Source organism: Streptomyces sp. MGP-P1, from assembly GCF_057766565.1.
This window is the reverse complement of the sequence record NZ_JBYMEM010000007.1, coordinates 1,356,850-1,373,735: the sequence shown is the minus strand read 5'-3', so window position 1 is coordinate 1,373,735 and position 16,886 is coordinate 1,356,850. Positions and strand designations below refer to the sequence as shown.

Sequence of the window (16,886 nt, the reverse complement as noted above, 5' to 3'; positions counted from 1 at the left end):
CTCACGCGGGGACACGGGAGGATCAAGGTGTGGAACTGACTCTGCTCGGCACCGGAGCCCCCGACGGGCTGCCCCGCCCCTCCTGTCCCTGCGCGGCCTGCGCCTCGGCCCGCGGCCCGTGGGCGCGGGCCGCGACGGCGCTGCTGGTCGACGACGCGCTCCTGCTGGACCTCACCCCCGGAGCGGCGTTCGCCGCCGCCCGTGCGGGGCGTTCGCTGGGCGCGGTCCGGCAGGTGCTGCTGACGCACCCGCACGACGGGCCCGCCGTCGAGCTGCCCGCTCTGCTGCCGCAGGCCGGCCGGGTGCCGGACGGCCAGGTCCTGACGCTGATCAGCGGGCACCGGGTGCGGGCGATGGCGATGGACGCCCCGGGGACCGGTTACGAGGTGACCGCCCCGGAGGGCGAGCGGCTGCTGTACCTGCCGCCGGGGGCCGCCCCCTCCGGCCTGCCCGAGCGGCTGGACCGGCCCCTGGACATGGTCGTCCTCGATGTGATCGGGCGGCCCGACGCGGTGGCCCGGCTGCGGGCGGCCGGAGGGATCGGTCCGGCCACCGAGGTGATCGCGGTCCACCTGGACCACGACGCCCCGCCGGGCCCGGCGCTGGACCGGCGGCTGGCGGCGGCCGGCGCGCGGGCGGTGCCCGACGGGACGACGCTGGTGGTGGGCGAGTACCACGCGGTGCCTGACGTGCCGCGCCGGGTGCTGGTGACGGGGGGCGCGCGGTCGGGGAAGTCGCTGGAGGCGGAGCAGCGCATGGAGACGTTCCCGGAGGTGGTGTACGTGGCGACCGGCGGCCGCCGCGACGGGGACCCGGAGTGGGCGGCCCGGATCGGAGTGCACCGGGAGCGCAGGCCCGGCGCCTGGCGGACCGAGGAGACCTGCGAGGTCGCGGAGCTGCTGCGGGCGGACGGACCGCCGCTGCTGGTCGACTGCCTGTCGCTGTGGCTGACCGACGCGATGGACCGGGTGGAGGCCTGGGAGGACGAGCGGTGGCACGGTGGCGGCGAGGCGGCGTTGCGGGAGCGGGTCGTGGAGCTGGTCGCCGCGGTGCGCGGGGCCCGGCGGCCGGTGGTGCTGGTGACCAACGAGGTGGGGTCCGGGGTGGTGCCGGCGACGTCGGCGGGGCGGCGGTTCCGGGACGAGCTGGGGCGGCTGAACGCGGCGGTCGCGGCCGAGTGCGAGCAGGTGCTGCTGGTGGTGGCGGGGCAGGTGCTGGTGCTGCGGGGGTAGGTGGGTCGTGGCGGGGGCAGGGGTCCGGCCCCTGCCGTGCCTTGCGGGGCACGGTCATCCGGGTGGGCCGACCGGTACTGTTCCCGCTGGGGCGGACACGCCCTGGGGGCCCGCCGCCGGGTTCCCGGACCGGACCCGACGTGACGACCCGCGAGGCAGACCTCCGTGAACCTGGACGACTTCTCCGACCTGATCCAACGCCCCGACGGGGGTGTGCGGCGCGACGCCGAGGAGCGGCGCGAGCGACTGAGCGTGCCCCCGGGGGCGCTCGGACGGCTCGACGAGCTGGGCGAGTGGCTCAGCGCCGCGCAGCAGTCCGTGCCGGTCAGGGCCGTCGAGCAGCCGCGTGTGGTGCTCTTCGCCGGTGACCACGGGGTGGCGGAACTGGGCGTCTCCGGCCGTCCCGCGGGCAGCGCGTACGAGCTGGTGCGCTCCGCCCTCGACGGGGCGAGCCCGGTCTCGGTGCTGGCGCGGCGCTTCTCGGTGCCGATGCGGATCGTGGACGTCTCCCTGGACTGCGATCCGGAGCTGCTGCCCGAGTCCGTGGTGCGGCACCGGGTGCGGCGGGGTTCGGGGCGGATCGACGTCGAGGACGCGATCAGCGCGGAGGAGGCCGAGCAGGCGGTCCGTCTGGGCGTGGCGATCGCCGACGAGGAGGCGGACTCCGGCACCGATCTGGTGGTGCTCGGCGACCTCAGCGTGGGCGGGACCACGGCCGCGGCCACCCTCGTCGCGGCGCTCTGCGGAACGGACGCCTCCGTGGTGACCGGTCGCGGCGGTGCGGGCATCGACGACCTGGCGTGGATGCGCAAGTGCGCGGCGATCAGGGACGCGCTGCGCCGGGCCCGGCCGGTGCTCGGTGATCAGCTGGAGCTGCTGGCGACGTCGGGCGGGGCGGATCTGGCGGCGATGACGGGCTTCCTGTTGCAGAGCGCGGTGCGCCGGATGCCGGTGATCCTGGACGGGGTCGTCTCGGCGGCCTGCGCGCTGGTGGCGCAGCGGGCGGCGTTCCGGGCGCCGGACTGGTGGCTGGCCGGTCAGGTCAGCGGCGAGCCCGCGCAGGCGAAGGCGCTGGACCGGATGGCGCTGACCCCGCTGCTGGACCACGGCGTGACGGTGGGCGAGGGCAGCGGTGCGCTGTTGGCGCTGCCGCTGGTGCGGGCGGCGGCGGCGCTGGCCGCCGAACTGCCGGAGCGGGAACCGGAGAAGGCCGTGGACGGCGAGGGCACGCCGGACGCGGAGTCGGGGCCGAAGTCGCAGGCTGCTGCCCTCGACGGGGTCTGAGTCCGAGGTGTGCCCGGGCCCTCAGGACCCGGGCCCGGGCGGCGGCGGGACGCGGTCCGGGGCGCCGCCGATGAGGTCCTGGAACTTCCGGCGCGGCCCGGCCCAGCGCACGTCGTGGTGGTAGGCCCGCAGCAGTGCCCGGGAGCGGGCCCGGTGGCGGCGGCGGTAGAAGCGCCTGGCCCAGGGTGAGGTGGGGCGGGCCAGGCGGATCGCGCCGACCAGGGCGACGAACGGGACGAGGGTGCCGAGCACCGCCATCCGCGCCTTGCCCTTGAACAGGGCGACCAGGACGAAGCAGAAGTTGATCACGTAGGTCGTGATGAGGCCGAGCCGCCCCTGTTGCTCCTCGTCGGTGACGTCGTCGACGCCGAGCGGCGAGAAGCCCGCCAGGACCAGCCCCACCAGCGAGACGGTCAGCACGACCATCTCCACGCTCTGGCGGCCCTCCTCGGTCCAGTACACGTCGTCCAGATGCAGGATCAGGGCGAACTCGTCCAGCACCAGACCGGCCCCCACCCCGAAGATCACCGCACAGATCCCCGCGGCCACGCCGTGCCGCCCGCCGGCGACCGCGCCGAATCCGCCGATCACCGTCAGCACGACCCCGGGCACCACGTGGTGGATGTGCACCCCGCCCGGGGTGATGTCGCCGAACGGGCCCTTCCCGGCGCGGATCATGCGGGTGACGGTGCGGGTGATCGCGAAGGTCAGGACGAAGGCGGCCAGCGCGAGGAGCAGGGGCGTCTTGCCCGGCTCCGCGATGTTGTCGTGCCACCAGTGACCCATGCCACCCACTCCCGATACGTCAGGTTTCACGGCGATTGGAGCGTTTCGCCCAATCTATCGGTGGGGCCCAGCGGCTAGCCTGCGCGCGGTGACCTCCCTGAACAGCCACGGCATACGTTTCGCCTTCGGCACCCTGACCGTGCTGCCCGTCCGCGTGACCCGCTGGGACCGCGCGACCGCCCGCTCCGGAATGCTCTGCGCCCCGCTCGCCGGGCTCGTCGTGGGGCTGGTCGCCGGGGCCCTCGGCTCACTGTCGCTGCTGGCCGGCTCGGGGCCGCTGCTCGCGGCGGTCGCCTCCGTCGCGGTGCCCGCAGCGCTGACCCGGGGGCTGCACCTGGACGGCCTGGCGGACACGGCGGACGGCCTCGGCAGTGGAAAGCCGGCCGGGGGCGCGCTGCGGATCATGAAGCAGTCCGACATTGGGCCGTTCGGTGTCATCACGCTGCTGCTGGTCCTGCTGGCCCAGGTCGCCGTCCTCTTCGAGCTGTACGGGGAGGGTTGGGCGCACGGGGCCCTCGGGGCCGTCGTCGCGGGCGTCGCCGCCCGCCTCGCGCTGACCCTGTCGTCCCGTCAGGGCGTCCCGGCGGCCCGGCCGGAGGGGCTCGGCGCGGTGGTGGCGTCCACGGTCCCGGCCGGACGGGCGCTGCTCGCGGCGGCGGTGACGGTGGCGCTGTGCGCGGTGGTGGGTGCGCCGCTGGGCCCGTACGGGGCGCTGCGCCACGCGCTCGCGGTGCTCGTCGCGCTCGCCGCGGGCGAACTGCTGCTGCGGCACTGCGTGCGGCGGTTCGGCGGGGTCACCGGGGACGTCTTCGGGGGCGTCGAGGAGACGGCGGCGACGGCGGCCCTGGTGGCGCTGGCGTTCGGGACCTGACGGCGGGGCACATCGGCCGCCGTGCTTCCCGGGGGCCGCTCCGGACCGCCGTAACGGTCGGGAACGGCCCGGGAAGCCCCGCCGCCGTCACGGAGCAGGAACCGCGCGCGTAGGCTCATTCCCGGCACATCGTCGGGGCGTCTACGATGCGCCGGGCACGGTCGGCCCACCCCTCGACCGAACTCGAACTCAACGGAAGCGAGATTTCACCACCGTGACTGCTCTCACTCTCAGCACTGCCGGTGCGGCGACGCTGCGCGCCGACGCACTCGTCGTCGGCGTCGCCAAGGGCGTCAAGGGCCCGGTCCTCGCGCCCGGCTCCGAGGCCGTGGACAAGGCGTTCGACGGAAAGCTCGCCGCCGTCCTGGCGACCCTGGGCGCCACCGGTGCCGAGGGCGAACTGACCAAGCTGCCCGCCGCGTCCGGCCTCAAGGCCCCGGTCGTCGTCGCGGTCGGTCTCGGTCCGGTCCCGGACAAGGAGGACGCCTACGACGCCGAGGCGCTGCGCCGCGCGGCGGGCACCGCCGCCCGTGCGCTGACCGGCTCCAAGAAGGCCGGCTTCGCGCTGCCCGCCGCCTCCGTCGAGGACGCCGCCGCCGTCGCCGAGGGTGCGCTCCTGGGCGCGTACGCCTTCACCGCCTACCAGGGCGGCGAGAACAAGCTCGCCCCCAAGGACGCGAAGTCCAAGGACAGTGGCCCGAAACTGCCGCTCGCCGAGGTGACCCTGCTCGGCGCGAAGCCGCGCGACAAGGCCTACAAGGCCGCCGTCGAGCGCTCGCTGGCCCTGGTCGAGGAGATCAACCGCGCCCGCGACCTGATCAACACCCCGCCGAACGACCTGTACCCGGAGTCCTTCGCCGCCGTGGCCACCGCCGCGGGCAAGGAGCACGGCGTCAAGGTCCAGGTCCTCGACGAGAAGGCCCTGGTCAAGGGCGGCTTCGGCGGCATCCTCGGCGTCGGCCAGGGCGCCGAGCGCGGCCCGCGCCTGGTGAGGCTCGCCTACACGCACCCGAAGGCGGAGAAGACCCTGGCCCTGGTGGGCAAGGGCATCACCTACGACTCGGGCGGCATCTCGCTCAAGCCGGCGGGCCACAACGAGACGATGAAGTGCGACATGGCCGGCGCCGCCGCCGTGTTCGCCGCCGTCGTCACCGCCGCCCGTCTGGGGCTCAAGGTCAACGTCACCGGCTGGCTGGCGCTGGCCGAGAACATGCCCTCCGGCAACGCCACCCGCCCCGGTGACGTGCTCCGCATGTACAGCGGCAAGACCGTCGAGGTCCTCAACACCGACGCCGAGGGCCGGCTCGTCCTGGCCGACGCGCTGACCCGCGCCTCGGAGGAGAAGCCGGACGCGATCGTCGACGTGGCGACCCTGACCGGCGCGATGGTGCTGGCGCTGGGCAACCGCACCTTCGGCGTGATGGCCAACGACGACGCCTTCCGCACCTCGATCCACGAGATCGCCGAGGAGGTCGGCGAGCCGTCCTGGCCGATGCCGCTCCCCGCCGACCTGCGCAAGGGCATGGACTCCCCCACCGCCGACATCGCCAACATGGGCGAGCGGATGGGCGGCGGCCTGGTGGCCGGCCTGTTCCTGAAGGAGTTCGTGGGCGAGGGCATCGCCTGGGCGCACCTGGACATCGCGGGCCCGGCCTTCCACGAGGGCGCGCCGTACGGCTACACGCCCAAGGGCGGCACCGGCTCCGCGGTCCGCACCCTGGTGCGGCTCGCCGAGCGCACCGCCGCCGGCGACCTCGGCTGAGTCCCCGCCTTCCGTCGCGTACGGCCCCGGGCATAGGTCCGGGGCCGTACGTGTTCTCGGAGCGTAAGCGGCAAGGATGAGCGGGACAGGACGGATGGGCGACGGAGGGCGAGCGGGTTTCGCTCTCGACGAACACCGACCGAAACCGTAGGTATCTACGCAGCAGTAACCCTCCGGGACGGACGATCATCCGTCCTGGACCCGGGCCCCGCGTCCCGCCCACCGTCGACAAGTGCGAAGATGGGTTCTCGGCAGGACAGGGCCCCCACCACAGGGCCGAAGACAAAAGCGGCCGCACACCAGCCGACCGGCCGGTCACACCCCAGCCATGGGGCCCGGCGTACGGCGCACATGCATGGAGGACGTGACGTGGCGAACGACGCCAGCACCGTTTTCGACCTAGTGATCCTCGGCGGTGGCAGTGGCGGTTACGCCGCGGCCCTGCGCGGAGCGCAGCTGGGCCTGGACGTCGCCCTGATCGAGAAGGGCAAGGTCGGCGGCACCTGCCTGCACAACGGCTGCATTCCCACGAAGGCACTGCTGCACGCGGGCGAGATCGCGGACCAGGCCCGCGAGTCGGCCCAGTTCGGCGTGAAGGCGACCTTCGAGGGCATCGACATGGAGGCCGTCAACAAGTACAAGGACGAGGTGATCTCGGGCCTGTACAAGGGTCTCCAGGGACTCATCGCCTCGCGCAAGGTCCACTACATCGAGGGTGAGGGCAAGCTCTCCTCCCCCACCTCCGTGGACGTGAACGGCCAGCGCGTCCAGGGCCGCCACGTGCTGCTGGCGACCGGCTCCGTGCCGAAGTCGCTGCCCGGCCTGGAGATCGACGGCAACCGGATCATCTCCTCGGACCACGCGCTGAAGATGGACCGCGTCCCGAAGTCCGCGATCGTGCTGGGCGGCGGCGTCATCGGCGTCGAGTTCGCCTCGGCGTGGAAGTCCTTCGGCACCGAGATCACCATCGTCGAGGGTCTCAAGCACCTCGTCCCGGTCGAGGACGAGAACAGCTCCAAGCTTCTTGAGCGCGCGTTCCGCAAGCGCGGCATCAAGTTCAACCTCGGCACCTTCTTCGACAAGGCCGAGTACACCGAGGACGGCGTCCGCGTGACGCTCGCCGACGGCAAGACCTTCGAGGCGGAGCTGCTGCTCGTCGCCATCGGCCGCGGCCCGGTGTCGCAGGGCCTGGGCTACGAGGAGCAGGGCGTCGCGATGGACCGCGGCTACGTCCTGGTCGACGAGTACATGCAGACCAACGTCCCGACGATCTCGGCCGTGGGCGACCTCGTCCCGACCCTCCAGCTCGCCCACGTCGGCTTCGCCGAGGGCATCCTGGTGGCGGAGCGTCTCGCCGGTCTGAAGACCGTTCCGATCGACTACGACGGCGTGCCCAAGGTGACGTACTGCCACCCCGAGGTCGCCTCCGTCGGCATCACCGAGGCCAAGGCCAAGGAGATCTACGGCGCGGACAAGGTCGTCGCCCTCAAGTACAACCTCGCGGGCAACGGCAAGAGCAAGATCCTGAAGACCGCGGGCGAGATCAAGCTCGTCCAGGTCAAGGACGGTGCCGTGGTCGGCGTCCACATGGTGGGCGACCGCATGGGCGAGCAGGTCGGCGAAGCCCAGCTGATCTACAACTGGGAGGCGCTGCCCTCCGAGGTCGCCCAGCTCATCCACGCACACCCGACGCAGAACGAGGCGATGGGCGAGGCTCACCTGGCGCTGGCCGGCAAGCCTCTCCACGCCCACGACTGATCCCCCGGTCCCGGGCGCGACGACCGACCACTTCCGCAATTTCGTAAGGAGCAACTGAAACCATGTCGGTTTCCGTAACCCTTCCGGCGCTCGGCGAGAGCGTCACCGAGGGCACTGTCACCCGTTGGCTGAAGGCCGAGGGCGAGCGCGTCGAGGCCGACGAGCCGTTGCTCGAGGTCTCGACCGACAAGGTCGACACCGAGATCCCGGCCCCCGCGTCCGGTGTTCTGGCCTCCATCAAGGTCGCCGAGGACGAGACCGTCGAGGTCGGCGCCGAGCTGGCCGTCATCGACGACGGCTCGGGCGCACCGGCCGAGGCCGAGGCTCCCGCAGCCGAGGCGCCCGCCGCCGAGCCCGCCTCCACCCCGGCCCCGCAGGCCGAGGAGGCGCCCACCGCCCCCTCGACCGAGACCGAGGCTCCGGCCCAGGCCCCGACCGCCGAGGCGACCACCGGCGCTTCGTCCGCCGAGGGCACCGACGTCACCCTCCCGGCGCTCGGCGAGAGCGTCACCGAGGGCACCGTCACCCGCTGGCTCAAGGAGGTCGGCGAGGAGGTGGCCGAGGACGAGCCGCTGCTGGAGGTCTCCACGGACAAGGTCGACACCGAGATCCCCGCCCCGGTCGCCGGTGTGCTGCTGGAGATCGTGGTCGGCGAGGACGAGACCGCCGAGGTCGGCGCCAAGCTCGCCGTCATCGGCGCTCCGGGCGCGGCTCCGGCCGCCGCTCCGGAACAGCCCGCCGCCCCGGCCCAGGAGGCCCCGAAGGCCGAGGAGCCGAAGGCCGAGGCCCCCAAGGCCGAGGAGCCGAAGGCCGAGGAGCCCAAGCAGGAGGCCCCCGCGGCTCCCGCTCCGGCCCCCGCCGCTCCGGCCGCCCCCGCGGCTCCGGCTCCGGCCGCTCCGGCCCAGGCCCCGGCGGCTCCGGCCGCCCCGGCTCCGGCGCAGCCCGCCCCCGCCGCCCCGGCCGCGCCGTCCGGTGACGACGGCGCGTACGTCACGCCGCTGGTCCGCAAGCTCGCGTCCGAGAACAACGTGGACCTGAGCGCGGTCAAGGGCACCGGCGTCGGTGGCCGTATCCGCAAGCAGGACGTGGTCGCCGCCGCGGAGGCCGCCAAGGCCGCCGCAGCCGCTCCGGCCCCGGCAGCCGCTCCGGCGGCCGCCAAGGCGCCGAAGCCGGAAGCGTCGCCGCTGCGCGGTCAGACGGTCAAGATGACCCGCATGCGCAAGGTCATCGGCGAGAACATGATGAAGGCGCTGCACTCGCAGGCCCAGCTGACCTCGGTCCTCGAGGTCGACATCACCAAGCTGATGAAGCTGCGCAACCAGGCGAAGGCCGCCTTCGCCGCCCGTGAGGGCGTCAAGCTGTCCCCGATGCCGTTCTTCGTGAAGGCGGCGGCCCAGGCGCTGAAGGCCCACCCGGTCGTCAACGCCCGGATCAACGAGGACGAGGGCACCATCACGTACTTCGACTCGGAGAACATCGGCATCGCCGTGGACGCCGAGAAGGGTCTGATGACCCCGGTCATCAAGGGTGCGGGCGACCTGAACATCGCCGGTATCTCCAAGAAGACCGCGGAGCTCGCGGGCAAGGCGCGCGGTGGCGGCCTGACGCCGGACGACATGTCCGGCGCCACCTTCACCATCAGCAACACCGGTTCGCGCGGCGCCCTGTTCGACACCGTCATCGTGCCGCCGAACCAGGCCGCCATCCTGGGCATCGGCGCCACGGTCCGCCGCCCGGTGGTCATCGACCACCCGGACCTCGGCGAGACCATCGCGGTGCGCGACATGACGTACCTCTCGCTCTCCTACGACCACCGTCTGGTGGACGGCGCGGACGCCGCCCGCTACCTGACGTCGGTCAAGGCGATCCTCGAGGCGGGTGAGTTCGAGGTCGAGCTCGGCCTCTGAACTTCCCGGCTGTAACCAGCCTCACCAGCGGCGCCCCTGTCCGGAACTCATCCGGGCGGGGCGCCGCCGTATTGTCTAACCACCACAGAAGGCCTACGCCGCCGTGATGATGTAGGCAGCACCGGTCTGCCCTGAAGGAGCCCTCCATGACCCCGCCCGTCGTCCACTCGCTGCGCGAACAGATCCGCGAGCACATCGTGGAGGGGATCGTCAGCGGGCGCTGGAAGCCGGGTGAGCGGATCGTGGAGCGCCGCATCGCCACCGAGCTGGAGGTCAGTCAGACGCCGGTGCGCGAGGCGCTGCGCGAGCTGGAGACGCTGCGGCTGATCGAGTCGGCCCCCAACAAGGGCGTACGCGTCCGCAACCTCACCGCGGCAGATCTGGAGGAGAGCTACCCGGTCCGGGCCGGCCTGGAGCAGATCGCGGCGGAGCTGGCGGCCCCGCGGCTCGGCCGGGACTGCTCGGCGCTCGCCCCGCACGTGGCCGCGCTGTACGAGGCGGACCGGCTGGCCGACGGCGAGGCGCAGGTGCGGCACACGGTCGGCTTCCACCGGGAGATGGTGCGGGCGGCCGGGAACGCGGTGCTGCTGCACACCTGGGAGGGGCTGGGCATCGAGGTGTTCACGGCCCTGTCGATCCGCTGGCTGGGCACGGTGCAGAAGTCGTACGCGGAGGAGCACCAGGCGCTCATCGACGCGTTCCTCGCCGAGGACCCGGCGATCGGCTCCCTGGTGAAGGCGCACGTGCTGGGCTGCGCGCCCCGCGCCTGAGCCTCCAGCGCCGGCGCGCTGTCGCGGTGTCTGCGAGCTGTCGCGGTGCCTGTGCGCTGTCGCGGTGTCCCCTGCCTGACCACTTCTGCGCGGCTTCGATCATCTGGCGTCCGGTCTGCTCTTCCGTGCAGGTCAGCGCCCTATTTGCGCGCTATTTCGCGTCACTCCGTGCCCCTTTTCGAGGCACCCCATGCCACTTTTCTTCGTATCGAGAAGTTTTGCCTTCAATCCTTTGATCGATCATCGATCAGCGCCTTACAGTTCATCCGCGGGCCCACCGGCCCCATCGCCCTGTCCTGCCAGCCAGGGCCTTCTCCACCCCCCTCCTCTCCGGAAGGCGGCGATCATGACCGACCCCGTAGGAAAGCTTCCGAGCGAGCTCGACCAGCTCCCGGACCGTGACCCCGAGGAGACCGCCGAATGGGCGGCCTCCCTGGACGCCGTCACCCAGGCCGCCGGCCCGCACCGTGCCGCGTACCTGATGCGCCGCTCGCTGCAGCACGCCGAGGGCGCCGGTCTCGCGCTGCCCAAGCTGCTGGAGACCGATTACGTCAACTCCATCCCGACCGCCGCCGAGCCCGAGTTCGACGGCGACCTGGAGATGGAGTCGCGGATCACCGCGTGGAACCGCTGGAACGCGGCCGCGATGGTGACCCGGGGCGCCCGGTACGGGGTCGGCGGCCACATCGCCACCTTCGCCTCGGCCGCCTGGCTCTACGAGACCGGCTTCAACCACTTCTTCCGCGGCAAGGAGGGGGACGGCTCCGGCGACCAGCTCTACATCCAGGGCCACGCCTCCCCCGGCATCTACGCCCGCGCCTTCCTCGACGGCCGGCTCAGCGAGCAGCACCTCGACAACTTCCGCCAGGAGTCCGGTGGCGAGGGCCTGCCCTCCTACCCGCACCCGCGGCGGCTGCCCTGGCTGTGGGAGTTCCCCACCGTGTCGATGGGCCTCGGCCCGCTCTCGGCCATCTACCAGGCGCGCTTCAACCGCTATCTGGCCAACCGCAACATCAAGGACACGGCCAACTCGCACGTCTGGGCCTTCCTGGGCGACGGCGAGATGGACGAGCCCGAGTCGACGGCCGCCCTCGCGCTGGCCTCCCGCGAGCAGCTCGACAACCTGACCTTCGTCATCAACTGCAACCTGCAGCGCCTCGACGGCCCGGTCCGCGCCAACTTCCGCGTGGTCCAGGAGCTGGAGGCACAGTTCCGCGGGGCCGGCTGGAACGTCGTCAAGACGCTCTGGGGCAACGCCTGGGACGAGCTGTTCCAGCTGGACACCACGGGCGCGCTGCTGCGCCGCCTGCGCGAGGTCCCGGACGCACAGTTCCAGACGTACGCCACCCGCGACGTCGCCTACATCCGCGAGCACTTCTTCGGCGCCGAGCCCGCGCTCGCCGAGCTGGCGAAGCTGCTCACGGACGCGAAGATCGGCGAGTGCTTCTACACCTCGCGCGGCGGCCACGAGGCCCGCAAGGTGTACGCGGCGTACAGGGCGGCCGTCGAGCACAAGGGCGCGCCGACCGTGATCCTGGCCCAGACGGTCAAGGGCTACACGCTCGGCAAGGGCTTCGAGTCCAAGAACGCCAACCACCAGATGAAGAAGCTGTCGATCGACGAGTTCAAGAGCATGCGCGAGCTGCTCGGTCTCCCGATCCCCGACAGCGCCTTCGAGGACGGTCTCGTCCCCTACGGCCACCCCGGCGTCGACTCCCCCGAGGTCCGCTACCTCCAGGAGCGCCGCGCCGCCCTCGGCGGCCCCGCCCCGGCCCGCCGGATGCACGCTTCCGCGCCGCTTCCGCAGCCCGAGGAGCGCGCGTTCAAGGCCCTGTACAAGGGGTCCGGCAAGCAGGAGATGGCCACCACCATGGCGTTCGTCCGCCTGGTGAAGGACCTCATGCGGGACAAGGAGACCGGCAAGCGCTGGGTGCCGATCGTCCCGGACGAGGCCCGCACCTTCGGTATGGAGTCCCTCTTCCCGTCCGCCGGCATCTACTCGCCGCTGGGTCAGACGTACGACCCGGTCGACCGCGACCAGCTGATGTACTACAAGGAGGCCAAGGACGGCCAGATCCTCAACGAGGGGATCACCGAGGCCGGGTCCATGGCCGACTTCATCGCCGCCGCCACGTCGTACGCGACGCACGGCGAGACGATGATCCCGTTCTACATCTTCTACTCGATGTTCGGCTGGCAGCGGACCGGCGACCAGATGTGGCAGCTCGCCGACCAGCTCGGCAAGGGCTTCATCGTCGGCGCGACGGCGGGCCGTACGACCTTGACGGGCGAGGGCCTCCAGCACGCGGACGGCCACTCGCACCTGATCGCGGCCACCAACCCGGCCTCGCTCAACTACGACCCGGCGTTCGCGTACGAGGTCGCGGTGATCGTCAAGGACGGTCTGCGCCGGATGTACGGCCCCGACGCCGAGGACGTCTTCTACTACCTGACGGTCTACAACGAGCCGAAGCCCCAGCCCGCGATGCCCGAGGGCGTCGAGGAGGGCATCGTCAAGGGCCTGTACCGCTTCAAGGAGGGCACGCCCGCGAAGGCGGACGCGCCGCGCATCCAGCTGCTCTCCTCGGGGACGGCGATCCACTGGGCCCTGGAGGCCCAGGAGTTGCTGGCCGCCGAGTGGGGTGTCACGGCCGACGTCTGGTCCGCCACCTCGTGGGGCGAGCTGCGCCGCGACGCGCTGGAGGCCGACGAGGCGCTGCTCCGCGGTGAGCAGCGGGTCCCGTACGTGACGCAGGCGCTCTCCGGCGCGCCGGGCCCGGTGCTCGCGGTCAGCGACTGGATGCGCCAGGTCCCGGACCAGATCAGCCAGTGGGTGGAGCAGGACTACTCCTCGCTCGGCACGGACGGCTTCGGCCTCTCCGACACCCGCGCCGCGGCCCGCCGCCACTTCGGCGTCGACGCCCAGTCGATCGTGGTGGCCGCGCTGGCCCAGCTCGCCAGGCGCGGCGAGGTCCCGGCCTCCGCGATCAAGGAGGCCCGGGAGCGCTACGGGCTCTGAGCCCACTCCCGTACGCCCCCTCCCGTACGAAGCCGAAGCCCCCGGTCACCGGAGCGCGCGCGTCCGACGACGCGCACGCCCGGCGGCCGGGGGTTCCGGCGTATCGACGCGGGGCGGGTGGCGGGCGGTGGTACCGGCGTGCTCGGACGTGCGGCCGGGGGGTTCCGGCGTGGTCGGACGTGCGGCCGGTGGGACCGGCGTGCTCGGACGTGCGGCCGGGGGCTCCGGTGCGGTCCACCGTGCCGGGGCCGCCACAATGGGGCCATGCGCGCTGCCCGGCTGATCAAGATGGTGCTGCTCCTGCAGGCCCGTCCCGCGATGACCGCCGCCGAACTGGCGGCCGAGCTGGAGGTGTCGGAGCGTACGGTCACCCGGGACGCGCAGGCGCTCTCCGACGCGGGCGTCCCGGTGTACGCGGAGCGCGGCCGGGTCGGCGGCTACCGGCTCGTCGGCGGCTACCGCACCCGGCTGACCGGCCTCGCCCGGGACGAGGCGGAGGCGCTGTTCCTCTCCGGGCTCCCCGCCGCGCTGCGCGAGATGGGGCTGGAGGACGCGGCGTCGGCCGCCCGCCTCAAGGTGTCGGCGGCGCTGCTGCCCTCCCTCCGCGACGCCTCCTCCTCCGCCGCCCGGCGCTTCCACCTGGACGCGCCCTCCTGGTACCACGAGCCCGAGACGCCCGAACTGCTGCCCGTCATCGCCGACGCGGTCTGGGACGACCGGCTGCTGCGGGCCCGCTACCGCCCGGGCGGGGGTCGCGAGCGGGAGGGGACGGAGGTGGCGCGGGAGCTGGCTCCGTACGGTCTCGTCCTCAAGGCCGGCGTCTGGTACCTCTGCGCCCGGGCGGGCGAGGACTTCCGGGTCTACCGGATCGACCGCTTCACCGCCGTGGAGCCCGCCGACGAACGCTTCGACCGGGACGGGACCTTCGACCTGCCCGGGTTCTGGGAGGAGCGGGCCGCCGGGTTCGCCCGGTCCCTGCTGCGCAGTGAGGTGACCGTACGGGTGTCCGGGCGCGGGGCGCGGATGCTGGCGTACACCGGTGACCGGGCGGCGGCCGCCACCGCGCTCGCGGAGGCCTCCGAGCCGGGTCCGGACGGGCTGCGCACCCTCACGCTGCCGGTGGAATCGCTGGACGTGGCCTACGGCCAGCTGCTGGCGCTGGGGCCCGAGTTGGAGGTCCTGGCGCCCGAGTCGCTGCGGATCCGGTTCGCCGAAGCGGCCGAACGCCTGCGCGAGATGTATCGCTGAAAGGCTTCAATTCGGTGTCTGCGCGTGCGGGAGCCCCCGGCAGGCTGGATGCTGGACCCGTGATGGACGAAACGGAATTCTGGGAGATCATCGACAGCACCCGCGAGGCCGCCGAGGGCGACCCCGAGGACCACGCCGACCTGCTGGTGGAACGGCTGGTGCAGCTCGACCCCGATTCCGTGCTGGACTTCGCCCGGCACTTCGAGGCCCGCTACAACCGCGCCTACCACTGGGATCTGTGGGGCGCGGCGGCCGTGCTGCTGGGCGGGGCGAGCGACGACGCGTTCGACTACTTCCGCTGCTGGCTGATCGGTCAGGGCCGGGAGGTCTTCGAGGGGGCGCTGCACGATCCGGACGGCCTGGCGGAGTTGCTGGAGGACTTCGACGAGGACATCGACGGGGACGGCGAGGAGCTGGGCTACGCGGCCGACGAGGCGTACGAGCAGCTCACCGGGGTGGTCGCGCCGGACCTGGGGCTGTCGCCGCAGGCCGCGGAGCCGCTGGGCTCCCCGGTCGACTTCGAGGACGAGGAGGCGTTGGCCGCCCGTTTCCCCGAGCTGTGGGACCGCTTCGGGCCCCGGTAGCTCGTCCGGCCGCCCGGTGCTCAGACGGGGCCGAGCGAGCGCCCCATGCAGACGTCGTCGACGTAACGCCCGTTCAGGAAGAACTCCCCGGGCAGCACGCCTTCGACGGCGAAGCCCTCGGAGACGTACAGGGCGCGGGCGGGATCGTTGTGCGCGAGCACCCGCAGCGTGATCCGGTTGGCGCCCTGGCGGCGGGCCTCGGCGAACGCGGCCCGCAGCAGGGTCCGTCCCACGCCGGCCCCGCGCGCCCAGATCGCCACGGCGAGGCCCCGGATCTGGCGGACATGGGCGTTGGCAGCGAGCGGGGTCGGCGGGACGAGGCGTATGTACCCGGCGATCCGGGGTGCGCCGCCCGCCGCCTCCCCGTCCGCCTCCACCACCAGGAACTCCTCCGGCGCGTTCCGCTCCTCGAAGAAGGGGTCGAACGGGGGCACGGGCTTCGGCAGGACCGCGTGCAGGGTCGACCAGGTGGACCGGTCGAGCTCGGCGAGCTGGTCGTCGTCGGCGGGCGCGGCGGCGCGGACGGGGCGGAGGGTGAGTGCGGCCATGGGGGCACTTTGTCACGCGGTGCCCCCGGTGTTCGAGGCGTTTCATGGGGCAGGATGGGCCCATGCCGAGCTCCCGTATCGCCGTCAGCGGATCGTCCGGACTCATCGGAGCGGCGCTGGTGCGCTCGCTGCGCGCCGACGGGCACGAGGTGGCCCGCCTGGTGCGTCGCCCCGCCAGAGCCGGCGACGAGGTCGAGTGGGACCCCCAGCGCGGTTACGTGGACGTGGCCGGCCTCGTCGGCTGCGACGCCGTCGTGCACCTGGCCGGGGCCGGGGTGGGCGACCACCGCTGGACCGACGCTTACAAGCGGGAGATCCGGGACAGCCGGGTCCTGGGGACCGCCGCCGTCGCCGAGGCCGTCGCCTCGCTCGACACCCCGCCCCGCGTGCTGCTCGCCGGGTCCGCCATCGGCTTCTACGGCGACACCGGGGACCGCCCGGTGGACGAGGGCGCGCCCCCCGGGGACGGGTTCCTGCCCTCGGTCTGCGAGGAGTGGGAGGCGGCCACCGCCGCCGCCGAGGAAGCGGGCGTCCGCACGGTGCACGCGCGGACCGGGCTGGTCGTCGGCCGCGAGGGCGGGGCCTGGGGGCGGCTGTTCCCCCTGTTCAAGGCGGGGCTGGGCGGGAAGCTGGGCACCGGCCGCCAGTACTGGAGCTTCATCGCGCTGCACGACCATGTCGCGGCGCTGCGCCACATCCTGGACACCGAGGCGCTGACCGGCCCGGTGAACCTGACCGGGCCGAAGCCCGTCACCAACGCCGAGGTGACCGCCGCGATGGGGCGGGTGCTGCGCCGCCCGACGCTGTTCCCCGTGCCGGCGCCCGCGTTGCGGCTCGCGCTCGGTGAGTTCGCGGAGGATGTGCTGGGCAGCCAGCGGGTGATCCCGGCGAAGCTTCTGGACTCCGGCTTCTCGTTCGCCTTCCCCGGCGTCGACGGGGCGATCCGCGCCGCGCTGCGCTGATCGGGCCGCGCGTCCGCGGGTCCCTCGCGGTCATGCGGCGTTCTTCGCGGGCCGACCGGACGCGGTCGCGTTCTCTCACGAGGCCGACCGGTCGCGGTCACGGTTTCTCGCGTGGCCGCCCGGTCGCGGTTTCTCACAGGGGCGGCCGGTGGCGG

The 16,886-nt window shown here is 73.0% G+C and carries 13 protein-coding genes; 11 read left to right on the top strand and 2 right to left on the bottom strand.

The annotated features are described in order from the left end of the window. The first annotated feature begins 29 nt into the window (after positions 1 to 29). Positions 30 to 1,232 carry a bifunctional adenosylcobinamide kinase/adenosylcobinamide-phosphate guanylyltransferase gene (locus AC3CH1_RS27630; protein WP_488465389.1) on the top strand — a complete coding sequence of 401 codons (1,203 nt, stop codon included), beginning with the start codon at positions 30 to 32 and terminating at the stop codon, positions 1,230 to 1,232. A gap of 165 nt (positions 1,233 to 1,397) precedes the next feature. Next, positions 1,398 to 2,516 carry a nicotinate-nucleotide--dimethylbenzimidazole phosphoribosyltransferase gene (gene cobT, locus AC3CH1_RS27625; protein ID WP_488465388.1) on the top strand — a complete coding sequence of 373 codons (1,119 nt, stop codon included), beginning with the start codon at positions 1,398 to 1,400 and terminating at the stop codon, positions 2,514 to 2,516. Positions 2,517 to 2,537: 21 nt separating this feature from the next. Here cobT and AC3CH1_RS27620 read toward each other — a convergent pair whose 3' ends face one another. Beyond that, positions 2,538 to 3,302 (bottom strand): hypothetical protein, encoded by a 765-nt coding sequence (locus tag AC3CH1_RS27620; protein ID WP_488465387.1) that lies wholly within the window; start codon positions 3,300 to 3,302, stop codon positions 2,538 to 2,540. Between the two features lie 88 nt (positions 3,303 to 3,390). Here AC3CH1_RS27620 and AC3CH1_RS27615 point away from each other — a divergent pair, with 88 nt between their 5' ends. From AC3CH1_RS27615 to AC3CH1_RS27580, 8 genes are all read left to right on the top strand, one after another. Then, a complete protein-coding gene (locus AC3CH1_RS27615; protein WP_488465386.1) occupies positions 3,391 to 4,173 on the top strand; it encodes an adenosylcobinamide-GDP ribazoletransferase in 783 nt (260 codons plus the stop codon). Between the two features lie 214 nt (positions 4,174 to 4,387). Further along, positions 4,388 to 5,935 (top strand): leucyl aminopeptidase, encoded by a 1,548-nt coding sequence (locus AC3CH1_RS27610; RefSeq protein WP_488465385.1) that lies wholly within the window; start codon positions 4,388 to 4,390, stop codon positions 5,933 to 5,935. 369 nt (positions 5,936 to 6,304) lie between these two features. After that, entirely contained in the window at positions 6,305 to 7,693 is a 1,389-nt protein-coding gene (gene lpdA, locus AC3CH1_RS27605) for a dihydrolipoyl dehydrogenase (protein ID WP_007451187.1), read from the top strand. A gap of 62 nt (positions 7,694 to 7,755) precedes the next feature. After that, positions 7,756 to 9,600, top strand: a complete 1,845-nt coding sequence (sucB, locus tag AC3CH1_RS27600; RefSeq protein WP_488465384.1) for a 2-oxoglutarate dehydrogenase, E2 component, dihydrolipoamide succinyltransferase — start codon at positions 7,756 to 7,758, stop codon at positions 9,598 to 9,600. Positions 9,601 to 9,746: 146 nt separating this feature from the next. Next, positions 9,747 to 10,370, top strand: coding sequence for a GntR family transcriptional regulator (locus AC3CH1_RS27595; RefSeq protein ID WP_488465383.1), 624 nt, complete (start codon positions 9,747 to 9,749; stop codon positions 10,368 to 10,370). 346 nt (positions 10,371 to 10,716) lie between these two features. Then, entirely contained in the window at positions 10,717 to 13,389 is a 2,673-nt protein-coding gene (gene aceE, locus AC3CH1_RS27590) for a pyruvate dehydrogenase (acetyl-transferring), homodimeric type (RefSeq protein WP_488465382.1), read from the top strand. Positions 13,390 to 13,653: 264 nt separating this feature from the next. Then, positions 13,654 to 14,637 (top strand): helix-turn-helix transcriptional regulator, encoded by a 984-nt coding sequence (locus AC3CH1_RS27585; protein WP_488465381.1) that lies wholly within the window; start codon positions 13,654 to 13,656, stop codon positions 14,635 to 14,637. Positions 14,638 to 14,699: 62 nt separating this feature from the next. Continuing rightward, positions 14,700 to 15,221: a DUF4240 domain-containing protein gene (locus AC3CH1_RS27580; protein ID WP_488465380.1), complete on the top strand. Its 522-nt coding sequence runs from the start codon at positions 14,700 to 14,702 to the stop codon at positions 15,219 to 15,221. A gap of 20 nt (positions 15,222 to 15,241) precedes the next feature. On the opposite strand, the gene AC3CH1_RS27575 is transcribed toward AC3CH1_RS27580, so the two are convergent. Then, positions 15,242 to 15,769, bottom strand: a complete 528-nt coding sequence (locus tag AC3CH1_RS27575; RefSeq protein WP_488465379.1) for a GNAT family N-acetyltransferase — start codon at positions 15,767 to 15,769, stop codon at positions 15,242 to 15,244. Positions 15,770 to 15,831: 62 nt separating this feature from the next. Between AC3CH1_RS27575 and AC3CH1_RS27570 the strand changes: the two genes are divergently transcribed. Continuing rightward, on the top strand, positions 15,832 to 16,731 hold the full coding sequence (locus AC3CH1_RS27570) for a TIGR01777 family oxidoreductase (protein WP_488465378.1): 900 nt from the start codon (positions 15,832 to 15,834) through the stop codon (positions 16,729 to 16,731). Positions 16,732 to 16,886: the final 155 nt, after the last annotated feature.